Origin of the sequence: Paenibacillus rhizolycopersici, from assembly GCF_014947195.2 — a bacterium.
In the GTDB taxonomy this organism is placed as follows: Bacteria; Bacillota; Bacilli; order Paenibacillales; family Paenibacillaceae; genus Fontibacillus; species Fontibacillus rhizolycopersici.
The window spans coordinates 1-16,775 of sequence record NZ_JADCNN020000028.1 but is presented as its reverse complement, the minus strand read 5'-3'; the positions used below and the strand labels follow the sequence as shown (position 1 = coordinate 16,775).

General features: G+C 53.3%; 14 protein-coding genes. 6 read left to right on the top strand and 8 right to left on the bottom strand.

Annotated elements, in window-relative coordinates; genetic code table 11:
- Positions 1–131: 131 nt before the first annotated feature.
- From fabI to IM700_RS20735, 5 genes are all read right to left on the bottom strand, one after another.
- Positions 132–902, bottom strand: coding sequence for an enoyl-ACP reductase FabI (gene fabI / locus IM700_RS20755; protein ID WP_155607217.1), 771 nt, complete (start codon positions 900–902; stop codon positions 132–134).
- A gap of 99 nt (positions 903–1,001) precedes the next feature.
- Complete coding sequence (uvsE, locus tag IM700_RS20750) at positions 1,002–2,003, bottom strand: UV DNA damage repair endonuclease UvsE (protein ID WP_193418799.1); 1,002 nt, start codon at positions 2,001–2,003, stop codon at positions 1,002–1,004.
- Entirely contained in the window at positions 2,000–2,323 is a 324-nt protein-coding gene (locus tag IM700_RS20745; RefSeq protein WP_193418801.1) for a hypothetical protein, read from the bottom strand. The genes uvsE and IM700_RS20745 overlap by 4 nt, the downstream gene beginning before the upstream one ends.
- A 54-nt stretch (positions 2,324–2,377) precedes the next feature.
- Complete coding sequence (locus tag IM700_RS20740; protein ID WP_193418804.1) at positions 2,378–3,472, bottom strand: D-alanine--D-alanine ligase; 1,095 nt, start codon at positions 3,470–3,472, stop codon at positions 2,378–2,380.
- A gap of 40 nt (positions 3,473–3,512) precedes the next feature.
- Positions 3,513–4,517, bottom strand: coding sequence for an amidase domain-containing protein (locus IM700_RS20735; RefSeq protein ID WP_193418806.1), 1,005 nt, complete (start codon positions 4,515–4,517; stop codon positions 3,513–3,515).
- 236 nt (positions 4,518–4,753) lie between these two features.
- Here IM700_RS20735 and acnA point away from each other — a divergent pair, with 236 nt between their 5' ends.
- Positions 4,754–7,468: an aconitate hydratase AcnA gene (gene acnA, locus IM700_RS20730; RefSeq protein WP_155607222.1), complete on the top strand. Its 2,715-nt coding sequence runs from the start codon at positions 4,754–4,756 to the stop codon at positions 7,466–7,468.
- 39 nt (positions 7,469–7,507) lie between these two features.
- On the opposite strand, the gene IM700_RS23465 is transcribed toward acnA, so the two are convergent.
- Positions 7,508–8,383 carry a GNAT family N-acetyltransferase gene (locus IM700_RS23465; protein ID WP_193418808.1) on the bottom strand — a complete coding sequence of 292 codons (876 nt, stop codon included), beginning with the start codon at positions 8,381–8,383 and terminating at the stop codon, positions 7,508–7,510.
- Positions 8,384–8,508: 125 nt separating this feature from the next.
- Between IM700_RS23465 and IM700_RS20720 the strand changes: the two genes are divergently transcribed.
- From IM700_RS20720 to IM700_RS20710, 3 genes are read left to right on the top strand one after another with little or no spacing between them, the layout of a single operon-like run.
- On the top strand, positions 8,509–8,895 hold the full coding sequence (locus IM700_RS20720; protein ID WP_193418810.1) for a GntR family transcriptional regulator: 387 nt from the start codon (positions 8,509–8,511) through the stop codon (positions 8,893–8,895).
- A gap of 6 nt (positions 8,896–8,901) precedes the next feature.
- Positions 8,902–10,008, top strand: coding sequence for a DUF1648 domain-containing protein (locus IM700_RS20715; protein ID WP_193418812.1), 1,107 nt, complete (start codon positions 8,902–8,904; stop codon positions 10,006–10,008).
- A 23-nt stretch (positions 10,009–10,031) separates the two neighbouring features.
- On the top strand, positions 10,032–11,657 hold the full coding sequence (locus IM700_RS20710) for an alpha/beta hydrolase family protein (protein ID WP_193418814.1): 1,626 nt from the start codon (positions 10,032–10,034) through the stop codon (positions 11,655–11,657).
- Between the two features lie 124 nt (positions 11,658–11,781).
- Here IM700_RS20710 and IM700_RS20705 read toward each other — a convergent pair whose 3' ends face one another.
- Positions 11,782–12,534 carry an IclR family transcriptional regulator gene (locus tag IM700_RS20705; protein ID WP_193418828.1) on the bottom strand — a complete coding sequence of 251 codons (753 nt, stop codon included), beginning with the start codon at positions 12,532–12,534 and terminating at the stop codon, positions 11,782–11,784.
- A gap of 242 nt (positions 12,535–12,776) precedes the next feature.
- Here IM700_RS20705 and IM700_RS20700 point away from each other — a divergent pair, with 242 nt between their 5' ends.
- Both IM700_RS20700 and IM700_RS20695 read left to right on the top strand, forming a co-directional pair.
- Positions 12,777–13,808 (top strand): alpha/beta hydrolase, encoded by a 1,032-nt coding sequence (locus IM700_RS20700; protein ID WP_155607226.1) that lies wholly within the window; start codon positions 12,777–12,779, stop codon positions 13,806–13,808.
- Positions 13,809–13,875: 67 nt separating this feature from the next.
- Entirely contained in the window at positions 13,876–15,132 is a 1,257-nt protein-coding gene (locus tag IM700_RS20695) for a Fe-Mn family superoxide dismutase (protein ID WP_193418816.1), read from the top strand.
- Positions 15,133–15,375: 243 nt separating this feature from the next.
- Here the strand turns inward: IM700_RS20695 and IM700_RS20690 are convergent, their stop codons facing one another.
- Complete coding sequence (locus tag IM700_RS20690) at positions 15,376–16,584, bottom strand: hypothetical protein (protein ID WP_193418818.1); 1,209 nt, start codon at positions 16,582–16,584, stop codon at positions 15,376–15,378.
- Positions 16,585–16,775: the final 191 nt, after the last annotated feature.

The window sequence follows — 16,775 nt, the reverse complement described above, 5'->3', positions numbered from 1 at the left end:
TCCTTTCGCCTGTCCTGGCGCAGAATAAAGCGAACGCCTTGCACTATATGCAAAAAGTCCGTGTCCAAAAGCGGGGGTTTCGCCCCGCTGGAAACGAACTTTCAGCTGACTGACCACATGCGGTCTTTACATTATGCGCCTACGATATTGTACCCGCCGTCCACGAAAATAACCTCGCCGGTAATGCCGCGGGACAGATGACTGATCAGGAACATCGCCGTGTCGCCGACTTCTGCCGTTTCGGTCGTTCTGCGAAGCGGTGCTTTCTCCTCGACTTGCTTGAGGATCGAGTTGAAATCGCTGATGCCCTTGGCTGCCAATGTACGGATCGGCCCGGCAGATACCGCGTTGACGCGGATATTCTTCGGTCCCAGATCGTTCGCCAAATAACGAACCGAAGCTTCCAGCCCGGCTTTGGCTACACCCATCACGTTGTAGTTGCGCATTACGCGCTCCGATCCCATGTACGTCATCGTCATAATGCTGCCGCCTTCCGTCATAAGCGGAGCCAGGCGCTTCGACACAGCCACCAACGAATAAACGCTAATGTCGTTGGCCAATGCAAAACCCTCGCGAGACGTATCGGCAAATTCACCCGCCAAGTCTTCGCCTTTAGCGAACGCGATGCTGTGCACGAGACCATGCAGCACGCCAAATTCGCCGCGCAGCGTGTCGGCCAGCTTGTCAATCTCCTCATCCACCGTCACGTTGCACGGCAAGATCAGCGAACCCGGAATCGTTTCGGCCAGCTTACGTACCCGGCCTTCCACACGTTCGCTCTCATATGTAAAAGCCAAACGGGCGCCTTGCTCTGCCAAACTTTGCGCGATCGCCCAAGCGATACTGCGTTCATTGGCAACACCCATCACGATCACATTTTTCCCCGCTAATAAATCACCCATGAATATCCTCCTCTAAATTGCGCTTTCATTTTGTACAACTTACCTTATTTCCCTGCATTTTTCAAGAGAGACGGGAGACAAGCGCGGCTTGTCCAACAATTACGGATTGATGCGCACGCTGGCTCCGTCTAAAATCTCAACGCCATCCCCCTGGTAACGTGCCAAGTCCTCCATCAACGCAAATAATGCCCCGTCTTTCAGCTTCGCCTCCAGCATGACGTCGACCCGATCGGTGATCGGAGCGATGCTGCGCAGAAATTCCAGCAGCGGAAGGACGATGACATGATCGGCATGTCCACGCGGATCGCTGGCGCTTTTTGGGCTGGACGCGTGGATTTTCGGCGGAAGCGGATCGTCTACCGGCGAATCGGCTTGTGCGTACGGCGTTTGCCATGTCGCCAGGATCCGCGGCCACAGCTCGGCCGGACTCTCGCCTTCATTGTTCACCCACTGATGATGAATGTCGAGCACCATCGGAATGCCCAGCGCTTCACATAGCTCCAAGGTCTCGGTCGCGTTGAATGTCTTGTCGTCATTCTCAAACGTAAGTCGCTGCTTGATGCGCTCCGGAAGAGCCGCCACATTCTCTCGGAAACGGGCTCCTGCAGAAGGCTTGTCCCCGTAAGCGCCGCCGACATGAATATTGTTCTTCGCCCGGGCGTCCAGGCCCATGGCGTCAAACATAGCGACATGATGATTCAGGTCGCGGATGGAAGACTTCAGTACCTCAGGCCGCGGCGTGCTTAGTACCGTAAAATGGTCCGGGTGAAACGACACCCGAAGGCCGTGCTCCTTGACATATTCCCCCACGGCAGCAAAAGGCTCCCGCAACGCTTCGAAGGGATTCCAGTCTGAAAGCGACTCGTGGGTCGCAAGCGGAATCAGCTTCGAGGAGAAGCGATAGACCTGAATATCATTGCCGACGTTATGTCGAAGCAGGCGAAGTGTGTTATGTAGATTATCCCCGGCAATCGTCTCTAGTTTCCGGATCGCCGCCTCACGGTCGGCAATTCCGTTAAACGTCTTCAGCGTCATCGTCTTAGACGGCGAAGCGTTATCGATCACAGTGGACATCGCTACATAACCAAAGCGCACGATCATTTTCGGTCCGGATCTCCGAAGAACATTTCATACGCCAGAGCGGTCTGCACCGCGATCTCCTCTTCCGTCAGCGGACGGACCAACTCCAGCTCAACCGAGGTAACTTCCTCTCCATTGAAGTTAATTTCGGCAACACAGGCGGTGATTTTCACAATGGCTACCGCCTTATTTTCGGGCGAATAAGCAATCACCTTTTGACCTGTCGGAAAGACGCGCAGCCCTTCTTTGAGCATTTTGCCGCGGCCATATTCCAGCAGTTCGTAAAGCTCCTGCTCTTTCTTGAATTTACAGACCGAATTGAATTCGGTTTGAAACCCCATCGTCATCCCTTCCTTTCCTTAGCCGTTCGTCCGGGCAGCGATGACCGCCGCCGTCTATACGCCGCTTTCGAATTCCAGTTCTTGCCGGGCCGCGTAACGCTCCAGTGCCAGTTCGATCAGCCGATCCAACAACGACTCATAGGCTACTCCAGTTTCGCGCCACAGAAGCGGATACATGCTGAAGGGAGTGAAGCCCGGCATCGTATTCACTTCGTTAATCCAAATCTTGTGATCCGATTTCCGCACAAAGAAATCGGCCCGGCACAACCCGCTGCCGGCAATGGCTTTAAACGCTCTGACCGCCAAGTCGCGAATTCGATCAGCCAGTTCGGTATCGAGGGACGCAGGAATCAGCATCTGTGATTTACCGTCCAGGTATTTGGCCTGGTAATCATAGTATTCTCCGGAAGAGACAATTTCTCCCGGCACGGAGGCAAGCGGTTCGTCGTTGCCGAGCACCCCAACTTCCACTTCGCGGGCGTCAACGAATTCCTCAACGATTACCTTCACATCGTAGCGGAAAGCTAGCGCCACGGATGCCAGCAATTCTTCACGTGTTCTCGCTTTGGAGATCCCGACGCTAGAGCCTAAGTTCGCCGGTTTGACGAAGCAGGGGTAACCGAGCTTCTCTTCAATTCCTTGTACCAGCGTATGACTGGATCGCTCCCACTCCGTAGCGGTGAAGTAGCAGTAAGCGCATTGTTCGAGACCTGCTTCGGCGAACAGTTTTTTCATGATGACCTTATCCATTCCGGCTGCGGAAGCGAGCACCCCCGCTCCGACGTAAGGCAAATCGGCCATTTCGAAGAGCCCCTGGATGGTTCCATCTTCGCCGTTCGTTCCATGCAGAAGTGGAAATACCACGTCAATGTTGGATTGACCAGACGAAAGCTTGCTGAACAAGAGCCCCATTGCGGCTGACGTATCCCCTGCGCTCTCCCCAAGCTTCAAATCCTCCAGGGCGGCAAACGGCGCGCTTAACTTACCGCCGACCTTCCATTTCCCCTGCTTGTCGATATAAAAAGGAAGCAGTTCGTATTTGTCGTAATTAAATGCCTTAGATACGGCAAAAGCTGTCTGTAGCGAAACTTCATGTTCTCCCGATTTGCCTCCGTAGATAAGTCCTACGGTGATTCTATCCTGTCCCATAATAAACCTCTTTCCTTAAATAGGTAGTTCTCAGCCGACTTTAGAACCGGTCCGCGATATGAAAAAAACGATACACCGTATTGTCGGTCCAGGCATAGGAATCCCGGTAGTCCCAATAGCGGTGTTTGCTTGGCGTCGTATGGGCGTTGACCAGCGGCATTCCGCCGGCGTCAAACGCAGTTACGATGGTACTATGCTGAAACGTGCCGTTTCCGTCCCAGTCGTAGGCGATAACGTCTCCGAGCTGGAGTTGTTCCGGACGTTCGAGCAACTCGGCGCGAAGCCCGTTTCGGCTTTGGCCGAGATGGCGTTCCAGCGCATTGGCGACAGACCAGCTGTAGCTCCACAGCTCCCGCCCGCCGACATGGCCTTTGTACCACCAGCCCGATTCTCTTTTTCCAGTATAGTTTATTGGGGCTCCGCCTGCAAAGAGACATTGGGAGATATAGTTCGTGCAGTCGACCTCGAAGGCGGCGAACTCCGGATTAAAACTGTCCCACCACCGATCGGCATATATAACAGCTTCCGCGCGCCGGTAGGCGATGCTGCGGGCACTGCCGCCCCCAAGGACATCGCGGTTTAAAAACGGCCTCGGCACAGCCCCTTTATGGCCTGTCGCTTCGCCCTCATCATTAGCAGGGAGCACCAACGCCGGATGTCGTTCAGGAACCGGCTGCTCTACCTTGATGACGGTCCAGCCCGCACCGTCCCGCGCCAAAGTCAGGCGCTGCTTATCGATTCGCTCCTCCTGGTGGCGGGCGCCTCCTTTTTCATAGTATATTTTACGCGATAGTTGCAGATCGACCTCGATCTCGCCCTCGCGGTTTTCGATTTCGCGTACCAGCTTGGCCCGAGTCTCGCAGCGCAGCGGCGCAGCCCCTCGAACACGATACCAACTCTCCAGCCAGCGCTTCCGTTCGCCCCGTTGCAGCAAATAATCCACATCGGTTACGACCGTGCCCCCGCTAGGCGTGCGATAGTCCACTTCATCCTGGTTTTGTTCGTTTACGTAAACCGATAACGTCTTTTTCCATTCATCCGCCATACGTCCACGCCTCCTTTTTCCACTGTTAGTCATTATATGAACGCCTCGGAGGGAGTATGTTTTGCACCTGTCCCGGAGGGGTCTGAAAACCCATTCATCCGCACCGGAGCAGCCTAAACAAGGTGAGATTTGGGTACAAAAAGTACTTTACTCACCACGTGAGGGAAGGTATACTTAAATCAAAGAAAATTTGAAATTATGTTTCATTAGGTGAAACTTACTAAGGAGGTTCATTCATGTCAGCGAACGATTTTTTCTCCTCTGCCCGTACGCTGGAAGTCGGCGGCAAGAGCTACCGTTACTTCGACCTGCAGGCTCTCGAGCAACAAGGGCTTGGCAGCATTTCCAAGTTGCCGTTCTCGATTAAAGTGCTGCTTGAGGCCGCTGTACGTCAATACGACGGCAGAGCCATTACTCAGGAGCATGTGAAGCAAATCGCAGGTTGGAGCGAAGGCCGCGATGAGAATAAGGAGATTCCGTTTATCCCCGCTCGTATTGTTTTGCAGGATTTCACCGGCGTGCCGGTTGTCGTTGACCTCGCCGCCATGCGCGATACCGTAAAGAAAGCCGGCGGCGATCCGAAGCAGATCAACCCGCTCGTGCCTGTTGATCTCGTTATCGACCACTCCGTTATGGTCGACGCGTTTGGTTCCCCGGATGCGCTCGAGTATAACATGAAGGTCGAGTTTGAGCGCAACGAGGAACGTTACCGCTTCCTGCGCTGGGCGCAAACCGCCTTCAACAACTTCCGTGCCGTACCTCCGGCTACCGGGATCGTTCACCAGGTGAACCTGGAGTATCTGGCTTCCGTGGCCGCTACCAAGACGGTGAACGGGGAAACGGTTGTCTACCCGGATTCCCTCGTCGGTACCGACTCCCATACGACGATGATCAACGGCCTTGGCGTCGTTGGTTGGGGGGTTGGCGGAATCGAAGCCGAAGCCGGCATGCTGGGACAACCGCTTTATTTTGTTGCGCCGGAAGTCATCGGGTTTAAGCTGACCGGCAGTCTAGCCGAAGGCGCAACCGCGACCGACCTGGCGCTGACCGTAACCCAAATGCTGCGCAAGAAAGGCGTCGTTGGCAAATTCGTAGAATTCTACGGCCCGGGCCTGGCGAACATCGGCCTCGCCGATCGCGCGACCGTGGCAAATATGGCCCCGGAATACGGCGCAACGATCGGTTATTTCCCGGTAGATACGGAAACGCTCGCTTACTTGCGCGGCACCGGCCGCTCCGAAGAGCAAATCGCTCTTGTTGAAGCGTATTACAAAGCGCAAGGCATGTTCCGCACGAACGATACGCCAGATCCGGAATTCTCCGATCTGATCGAGCTGGATCTTGGCTCCGTTGTACCAAGCTTAGCTGGCCCTAAACGTCCGCAGGACCGCATCGAGCTCACTGCGATGAAGGAAAGCTTCAACACCATCATCCGCACGCCGGTTGAGAAAGGCGGCTACGGCCTCAGCGAAGAAAAAATCGAACAGTCCGTGCCGGTGAAGCATCCGAACGGCTCGACCAGCGAACTGAAAGCCGGGGCGGTTGTCATCGCGGCGATCACGAGCTGCACGAACACCTCCAACCCAAGCGTCATGGTCGGCGCCGGCCTGCTGGCGAAGAAAGCCGTAGAACGCGGTCTGACCAAACCGGGTTACGTGAAGAGCAGCTTGACGCCAGGTTCGCTCGTGGTCACCGAGTACCTGCAAAAAGCCGGCCTGATCGAGCCGCTGGAAGCTCTCGGCTTCCACGTTGCCGGTTACGGCTGCGCAACCTGTATCGGGAACTCCGGGCCATTGCCGGACGAAGTCAGCACGGCAATCGCCGATAACGATCTGACCGTTGCGGCGGTCCTCTCGGGCAACCGGAACTTCGAAGGTCGCGTCCATGCCCAGGTGAAAGCCAACTATCTGGCTTCCCCGCCGCTTGTCGTCGCTTACGCGTTGGCCGGCACAGTCAACATCGACCTGCAAAACGATCCGATCGGCTACGATCGCGACAATCAGCCGGTCTACCTGAAGGACATCTGGCCTTCTTCCGCGGAAATCAAGGAAGCGATCGGCCAATCGGTGAGTCCGGAGATGTTCCGCAGCAAATACGAGCACGTCTTCACGCAAAACGAACGGTGGAACTCGATTCCGGTTCCGCAAGGCGAGCTGTACGAGTGGGATGAGAAATCGACTTACATCCAGAACCCGCCATTCTTCGAGAAGATTGGCGAGGGGCTGTCCGACATCGCCGACATCCGCGGCGCTCGCGTACTGGCCCTGCTTGGCGATTCGGTCACGACCGACCATATCTCCCCGGCGGGTAACATTTCACCAAACAGCCCTGGGGGTCAATATTTGACCGATCATGGCGTCGAACGGAAGGACTTCAACTCCTACGGTTCCCGCCGCGGTAACCACGAGGTCATGATGCGCGGCACATTCGCGAACATCCGTATCCGCAACCAAGTGGCGCCGGGCACAGAAGGCGGCGTAACCAAGTATCTGCCAACGGATGAAGTGATGTCCATCTACGACGCTTCGATGAAATATCAAGCAGGCGGCCAGAACCTCGTCGTCATCGCCGGCAAAGAATACGGCACCGGCAGCTCCCGCGACTGGGCAGCTAAAGGCACGTATCTGCTGGGTGTCAAAGCGGTCATTGCCGAGAGCTTCGAACGGATCCACCGCAGCAACCTGGTTGGCATGGGCGTTCTGCCGCTGCAGTTCCAGGAAGGCGTGAGCTGGAAAACGCTGGCCATCGACGGTACCGAAACGTTTGATATCGACGGACTCAGCAATGACGTGAAGCCGGGTCAAGAATTGACCGTAACGGCAACTCGCGCGGACGGGACTACGTTCCAATTCCCGGCTATCGCCCGTCTCGACAGCATGGTTGACGTCGATTACTACCACAACGGCGGCATCCTGCAAACGGTATTGCGTCAAATGATTGCTTCAAACTGATCGTCCAACCTTCTCTATATAAAAGAGTTCCCTTCAACCTTATGAAGGGAACTCTTTTCTTTTGCAGACGTAGTATCGCGATTCCGATACAATTGCAAAACCAGTCTTGCGGTACAACTCCAATGCGCTGCGGTTATCTGCGGCCACGCTCAAGCGGATCCTCGTACGGCCCTGCGCCAGAAGCAACCGCACGGTTTGGGCTAGCATCTCTCCTCCATACCCACGCCCCTGTTGGGACGGAAGCACGCAAAAATCGTGGATCACCGCCGTTTCGTTCCCCAGAAGATTGACGCGAATCAAGCCGATCCGCTCTTCCCCGCAGCAGCCGATATAGTTGTGGCGGCTGGGCTCCCGAGTATGGCCCAAATACAGAATAGTCCACTCCTCGGTATCGCCAAACGCCTGCGACAAGCAACGTACCATAAAGCCAAAATCCTCAAGCTCCTCCGGACGAAGCGTCAGGTCCGCGTGACCGGCTGAATCTTCTTGCCAGGAGGTGAGTTCCATGGCGAACTGCGAGCCGTCAAACCGCGTGCCCAGATGCTCCACACAGCGTAAGCCGGGTTCGGAATCGGCGGGAACCTTAAACCGGTAGGTTTGGATCCCCTGCTCGTCCATCTCCGTGATCGCAGCCTCCAGCAACCGTCGGAATACGCCTTGGCGGCGCGATTCCGGGTGAACCATGGCGATTAAGTTCGCCTCCACCCCATCCGCGGTATACCAACCTAAATATCCGCGCAAACTCCCTTCCACCTGGTAGAGATAGGCGTGATCGCCGCTTTCTTTGCTCAAGTTATCCAGGCCGATGTTCAATTTTGACCCGTCCGCTTGACGGCAAACTTGCTCCAGCCAGTGAATCGGTTCCAGCAATTCCGGCGTAACTTCCGATAGCTTTACGATGATATAGGATGGCACCGATTCAGCCCCCTTCTATTTGTAAAAGAACATGTTAATAAAACCAAACGACTACTTTACACTACAACAACCATCTGTTATATTATAAGTATAACAGTTAGAACAAGAGAAGGAGATGCCACATTGTGATTATACAGCTGGATTTACAATCGGATGTCCCGATTTATACGCAGCTGGTCCATCAAATTATTGAGGGAATTGCCAGCGGGCAGCTTCAATTGGGGGAGCCCCTGCCATCGGTACGAAGTCTGGCTTCCGACATCGGCGTTAACCTGCATACCGTGAACAAAGCCTACACGCTGCTGAAGCAGGAAGGATATATTCAGGTCCATCGCCAAAAAGGCGTCGTCATTGATCCGGAGGGTATGCCCCCGGTGACTCCCGAATTCCGCGAGAAACAACGGCGAGAACTGCGTCCGATCGTAGCGGAGGCCATCTGCCGCGGGATCGAGAAGGACGAGTTGCTCTCCCTAGTGGAACAAATCCACCAAGAAATTACTCGAGAGGAGTAGTGCCCTATGATGTTTCTATCTACCTTGTTATTGCTGCTTATGTTTGTACCCCTGGTAGCATCTCTGGCCTTCATGCCTTATTTGACCTGGGAAACGGTAAGCTTCGGCGTATCGGTCAGCCCGGAGCAGTATTGGAGCGAACCGATCCGTCGGTTACGTCGGCAATATGCCGCTGTGAGCGGGGGGATTTATTCCCTGTTGCTGATTGCGTGCCTGCTTAGTGTATGGAACAAGGACGGGAACGCCCAAGGAGTCTGGTTTAGCGTTTATATCGGATTGACGATTATCTTCTCTACGGCCCTCTACCTTGTATTTTATTTCCGTATGAAAAAGATCCGTCCGGCCTTGCCAGTCGCCTCCTCCGCTCCCACTCTACTGGCGGTGGACACCGGCTTTCGCCGGCAAAAGCTGGCGCTTTCCGGCAAGTGGTTCTTGATCCACGCAGGGATTATTGCCGCCAGTGTAGCCTTGGTGTTAAGCCAATACGCCGCCATACCAGATCCCGTCGCGATGAAGTTTGACTTCTCCGGGGAAGTAGTCCGCAGCGCCACCAAATCTTACCGCGTCGTGTTGTTTCCCAACGTGATGCAGGTGATTATGACTATATTGTTCGGGTTTGTCAACTGGTCGATTCAACACAGCAAGCAGCAGCTTCAAGCCGCCGACCCGGAACGTTCACTCCGCCAAAACGTCGCGTTCCGTCGCAGATGGTCCGTTTTTACACTCGCGTCCTCGCTGGCGTTGATCTTGATGTTCTCTTTCATGCAAGTGAACCTGATTCGCCCGATGGACAAGAACATTATCACGCTAGTTAGCATGGCCGTCCCTGTCTTCATCGTGCTGTTCGCGTTGGTGTTATCCTTCACCACGGGACAAGGCGGAAGCCGAATCGGCCGCGGTACCGCAGCAGCTACCGGTACAAGCACAGCACCGGTTCCGGATGACCGCTACTGGAAGCTAGGTTCCATTTACTTCAATCCGCAAGACCCATCGTTATTTGTCGAGAAGCGAAGCGGCATCGGCTGGACGATGAATTTTGCTAATCCGCTATCCTGGATTACCCTGCTTGGCATTCTGGCCGTCATCGGTTGGTCTGCCTGGCTCGCAAAATAAAAGTTATTAAGGAGGAGATTACGATGACCAAACGATCCCAATTGTTGAAAAACGCTGCCGCCGCAACGCTGGCGCTCAGCTTGACCCTTCCGTCCGCTTCCGCCTTTGCGGCGAAGCAAAGCGCCACGGCGCTGGCCCCGGTACGAGAAACTGCCGAAGGCTTTGGCGCACAAGTCCGCTGGGAGTCCGGGAGCGCTACGATCCTTGTGACGAAGGACGACCATAAACTGGTGCTAACGATCGGTTCGGCGGAGGCTCAGCTTGACGGTAACCGCGTTACTTTAGACGAGCCGGTACGCGTTGCTGACGGCCGCGCGCTAGTTGACGCTGATTTTCTTACTGGGGCGTTTGAAGTAAAGAGCACGAATCAGCCTGAAGTCGGGGCGAAAGATCACGCCGACTTGTTCTTGAACGCGCTGCTTGCCGGAAACGGTGCCGAAGCAGCGAAATATGTCAGCCCTTCTTCGTCCTATGCCCTCCCGGCCGCCATGCTGAACCAGCTGTGGGCCAACTATGAAACGATTTTTGGCAAAGCGGCGGGCGCTCCGTCCAAAAGCGAAACGACCAACTCGATACATCGCAACGTAACGTATGCGTTCCAAACGGCGGCGTTTCCGGTGAACCTGACGCTTCGGCTTAACACCGCCGGGGAGGTCGATGATATGTATATCGCCGCTGCGACCAGCTCGGCATACCAAAAACCCACCTACGACGACGCTGCCGCTTACACCGAGCGAGAAGTAACCGTTGGCGAAGGCGCCATGGCCCTCCCGGGCACATTGACGCTGCCAGCCGCGGGCAAAGGTCCTTACCCGGCAGTAGTGCTCGTGCACGGCTCCGGCACGAACGACCGGAACGAGGCGATTGGCAGCTCCAAGCCCTTCCGTGACCTCGCGGTTGGTTTGGCTGCGCAAGGCATCGCCGTGCTGCGCTACGACAAGGTGTCGTACGAGCATACGTTCAAGGTTGCAGCGGATCCGAAGTTCACACTAAAGAAAGAGACCGTCGACGATGCTCTGAAGGCGGTCGCATTATTGAAACAAACGCCGGAGATCGATGCTTCTCGCATCTTCGTCGCCGGTCACAGCCAAGGCGGTTACGCTATGCCGCTCATTACCGCAGGCGATGCTAACGGCGACATCGCCGGGACGATTTTGCTGTCCGGGCCGAGCGGCAAATTCGCCGACGTGTTGGCAGAGCAGCAAGCCGAACTCGTCAACCGTGTGAAGCAGCTTGGCCAGGACCCGGCGCCTTACGAGCAGCAAGCGGCTGTGTACACGTCGATCGCCGCGATGGTCAACGACCCGCAGTATACGGTTGACCATATGCCGGAGCAATTCCCGTCCCAGCCTGCTTACTGGTGGTTCGAGCAGAAAAACTATGTGCCGGCCGAGCTCGCCAAACGGCAATCCAGTCCGATGCTGATCCTGCAAGGCGAGAACGATTGGCAGGTGACGATGAAACAGTTCGAAGGTTGGAAAACGGCGATGCAGAACCGCAAAGACGTCACGTTCAAGTCGTATCCACAGGTCAATCATCTTCTGGCCAAAGTGGACGGCCTCTCCATCGGCGCCGAATACAACCAGCCGTCCAACGTGTCCAAAGAGATCGTCGGCGATATCGCGGCTTGGGTTCGCGGGACCAAGTAAGCCGCGCTGTGCTTACTGCCCCCTCGATGCCAACAAAGCCCGCCCCATAAGGGGCGGGCTTTTGCGTGTTCAAGACACAGGATGCCGCGAAACACGGAGTCACAAATAAGGTGATCTAATCACCTTACCTTATTGGCTCCATCATCAGGCCCATCTCCCGGGCCGCTTCCACCAGGATCGGCCCGTACTCCTCCAGCCGTTGCAACGTCAAGCGGCTGACCGGCCCCGACACGGACAGGGCGGCGGCGAGCTTCCCCGTCCGGTCGAAGATCGGCGCGGAGACGGCGGATGCCCCCGGCTCCCGCTCCTCGTAGCTGGTGGCATATCCGTGTTTACGGATCTCCTCCAGCTGCGCCACATAGGCCGCCCGGTCAACCGTCGGCGGCCAATCCGGGCTGTCCAGCACCGCCTGGAGCACTTCGTCGCCCGAGTAGGCGACGAGCACCTTGCTGGACGCGCCCACGTACAGCGGCAGTCGCGCACCGACCGGCGCGACCCGGCGGATCGCCTGGTTGCTCTGCACCGCCTGGATCCGCAACCGCTCGATGCCGTCGCGCAAATACAGGCTGACCGTCTCCCCGAGCCGATCACGCAGCCGCTCCATCTGCGGCAGCAGCAGCACGGCCGGGTCGTCGCTGTGGGACATATGCGTCGACAGCTCCCAGACCTTAAGACCAAGGCGGTATTTCTCCGTCGCCGGATCACGAACGACAAAACCTCGCTCCTCCAACGTGGTCAATAAACGGTGGACCGTGCTTTTATGCAGGCCGATTTCGGCGGCAATCTCCGTCAACCCCAAATCGCTTGCTTTCGTGAAGCAACCCAATATATCCAAAGCCCGCTCGACCGCGCGCACTGTCAGCTTCCGGTCTTCCATCCGGCATCTACTCTCCTTAGGTTTCACTATATGAAACTCGGTTACATAAATTATATGAAAGAAGCGAATTTCCGTCAATGAAACACCTTCCATTGACATTAATAAGGGATCGACTTACGATTAAATTCAGGAGAATCGCGTTATTTCGACATTTTCTCCGGTTCACCTGCTATAAAAGCGTTTTCTTAACGGTAAACTGTCCGCTTTTGCAATCATATAATCCAGTATTGGGAGGGAAGCGCATGAGCCACACTGGCCGAAATGACCTTCCCTTGCCTTCTTCGGCTTACGTTACCGACGATGTTCCCGCGGCGACTACCCGGCGCGTCAGCATTAAAAATATCCTCGTAGCTCTCCTGTTGTCCGTGCTGTTCTTCCTGATTTTTTGTTTTGTCTCGCTGCACGGGTATATCGCCTGGGTATTGTCCAATCCAAAGGTGGCACCGCTTTATTCTAATCCAAAGCTGTCCATCAACCTCGAATACGAGAACATCGCTTTTCCCGCAGCCGACGGGAGCCGAATAATGCAAGGGTGGTATATTCCTGCGGAGGATTCCGTCAAAACCATCGTCTTTAGCCATGGGTATGGAGCCAACCGTGAAGAAACCTGGATTCCGATGTATGATCTGGCCAATTTCGCCCATCGGTTGAACTTCAATGTCCTGATGTTTGATTACGGCTTTGCCGCGCAAAACAGCAAGGAAGTCGCCACCGGCGGCAAAAAGGAAGCCCAACAGCTGCTCGGAGCGATTCAGGTTGCCAAGCAGCGAGGCGGCCAGGAAATCATCGTCTGGGGCTTCTCTATGGGAGCCGGGACCGCATTGCAAACTGCTTTAAAAAGCCCGGACATTGACGGTATGATCCTTGACAGTACGTTCCTGCTTGAGCCGGATACGATGTACCACAACATCCGTCAGCATATCGGGCTGCCCCGCCATCCTTCGCTGGAGATCATCGGCATGCTGTTGCCGGTGCTAAACGGGACCAGCCTGCGGCAAATTCCGTACGCTCAGGTTAAATCGGAGGACTATCCTTTTCCGACTCTGTTCATTCACGGCACTGAAGATGAAAAGGCCCCTTACCCCATCGCGGAGAAACTCGCAGCCAACCAGACCAACCCCGATTCCGGCGTGTGGATCGTGGACGGAGCTCATCATGAATTGATTTTCCGTGAGCATCCCAAGGAGTATTTGCGCAAAGTGTCGTTGTTCCTCGGAAAAATCAAGCTAGCATCCCAAAATACCAATGTGCAAATCGGGTCTGTATCTGAATAGCATAAGCCAACCCTCCTCGCTCATAAGTTAGTAGTAATGTACTTCTTAATCTTGAGGAGGTAGGCCGATGTTGTTCGTTTACGGGCCTTTTTTGCCTGTGCGCATTTTGGAGGAAATCCGTTTCTGGAAGCAACAGGAAGCGGAGCATACGGAGGTGATCCAAGCCATTGTTCCCGGCCTGGAGGCCAATTACGTCCAGCTTCTGGAGGAATGGAAGCCCGTATTTGAAGGGACACAGACCGCGGCCGACAGGCTGTTGCAATACGCTTTGGCGACCCCTTCCGCCGCCTCCAGCCCTGAGGTCGTCCGGCAGACGGAACGGCTTCTGCAAGCCTCGTTCCAGCAATCGAGGGAATTCATCCGCCAGCTAGAAATCATGCTGAATCATAGCCATGCCGTCAAGATGGTACCGCTCGCTCCGGTCGTACTTCAGCATATCATTCGCGAATCGGCGTATTTCCTCGAGGTCCTCGAGCGGTTGAACCGGCCGGGGGGAATTGCCGGCAACATGGCCGGAGCGACACCCTATCCTTATCCGCCTGCTGCCCCCCTCCCCGCATCGTTAAACAGAGAGGACACCTACGATACTTCTGAGGAGAACTTCGAGGCGGAAGCCGTGCAGGAAGATGCACCTCTTCGCCAAGAACCGGCTGCGAACGACAACGCTGAAGAAGCCGCAGCACGTGCGCCGGAGCGTCCCGTCCCAATCGGCGGGCATACGCTTCCTCCTTTACCTTACCCTTATAACGCACTGGAGCCGCACATCGATCAGCAGACGATGCGCATCCACCACGACAAACACCATAAGACGTACGTCGACGATTTGAACAAAGCGGAGCTGAAGCTCCAGGAAGCCCGCAAATCCGGCAACTTCGATTTAGTGAAGCATTGGGAGCGAGAACTGGCCTTTAACGGCGCGGGGCATTATCTTCATACGATTTTCTGGGATGTCATGAGTCCAAAAGGCGGAGGCAAACCGGAAGGTGAACTGCTAGAGCAGATCAAACGCGACTTCGGCAGCTACGACGCTTTCCATAAACAGTTCTCCGAAGCGGCCGCGAAGGTGGAAGGCGGCGGTTGGGCCATTCTCGTGTGGAGCCCGCGTGCCCACCGGCTGGAGATCCTCACGGCGGAGAAACACCAGAACCTGTCGCAATGGGACGTCGTTCCGTTGCTTCCGCTCGACGTATGGGAACACGCCTATTATCTGAAGCATCAGAACATGCGTGCCGACTACATCAAAGCTTGGTGGAACGTCGTCTATTGGCCGGCCGTCGCCAAGCGGTTCGAGGCGGCAAGAAAATTAAAATGGCAGCCGTTTTAACGGCTGCCATTTTGTTCACACTATTCACTTTCATTTACTCAATTTGAAGAGGATAAGAGTTAATAACAAAATAATAATAGTGTTATTTAATTGTTGGATAAGGAGTCCGTACCCATTTTCAGCGTAGCTCATCGTTACTACAAAATATAAGACTGCTATGATTAGAATCGTCAAAATAAGTATTAATTTATTCGGGGTAATATTCTTATTCATGATCTTATCCTCAACGTATACATGTATTTATTAATAATCATATTCTATTTGTTTATAGATACTCAAGTAGTAATCCGTAGTCCCATACTTAACTTTAGCAGAGTTATCCATGTTGATGGAAGCTAAAGATCCAGTAGACGCCCATGCAGTACCAGGTTGAATTCTTGTCGGATTACCTAAGGAGTACCTCAATCCTGTAAATGCCTCATTGTAAACACTCCAATGCAATGAATCTGAAGTTTGCCCCCCAGACACAGAAATATCCGTCGATACATTTGATGGAGTGAATGACCATGAAACTGCCCAAGGCAAACCTACAGTAATTGAATTTCCATTCGCATTATTGGTCGAGTCAGGCCCCCAATCCAAAATATTATCCGAAGAGGGGTATTTTAAGCTATGATCTATGTCTATTGTTTCAAGAGACGTAACCGTACTATAAGAAGTTAATTCTACATTATTTCTCAGATAAAGATAATCATACTTGGGATCCTGATCTTCGGTTGTGTTTCTTTTCAAAATGTAGTCAGCATTTAATGTAGCCCGTAGTATCGAGTTTCCATTTGCATCATCTCTATATAACGAACTATTGAGATTATAACCACTAGTAATAATTGTATCTGTGCCATAGCTAAGTATAGATGCGATATCTTCAGCATTATCCTTTCCAAATTGTGAAATCTCTTGAAGTACGACATCCTCATAAAGCGCCTTTTTCTTCCCCTCATATGTGTACGACTGAATATTACTAAAAAATTTAGGTTCACCATCTACATATCCGATTAAATTCCAAGACTCTTCCTTATCATTAATTACTTCATTCATCTCTTCTTTTGATTCTTTCTCTCTTGCTTGATCTGTTATTCTACTTGGAGTAAATTTTGAGATTTTATTAGAATCCAGATTCTCACCAAAAACAAAGACTTCCCGACCATTACTTATGATATTTTGTAGAATATTCATATTGCTTTCTGCTTTTTCCCATGAGATAACTATAGCGTCAAAATTATCTTGCGGAATCTCTTCATTGTAGCTTATTTCATAGTTATTTCTAAAGTTATTCATTGCATTATCTTCCGAAACTTTATATTGTACTCTTTTTTCTACTTCATGTATCTGGTCTGTGATAACGATTATCTTTTCCTTGATATTCGTAATATTTGAACCAGCGTAGGCACTTGAACTTGAGGTAACAAAAAATAGTGCTAAGGAAAATGATACTATAGCTTTTAGTTTCATTGACGAAGCCTCCTATAATATAATAGGTTCCGGCCAGATCCTTTATTGTTATTATATACCATTTATGTATTCTATATCAATATATTGTTTTTTCAGTTTCTTCCTTCCATACTTAACCAGATTTCTAAATAGGATAATGATACGCAAACCCATCTCAAAACTAAAAAACCTTCAGTTAACGAGGCATAATC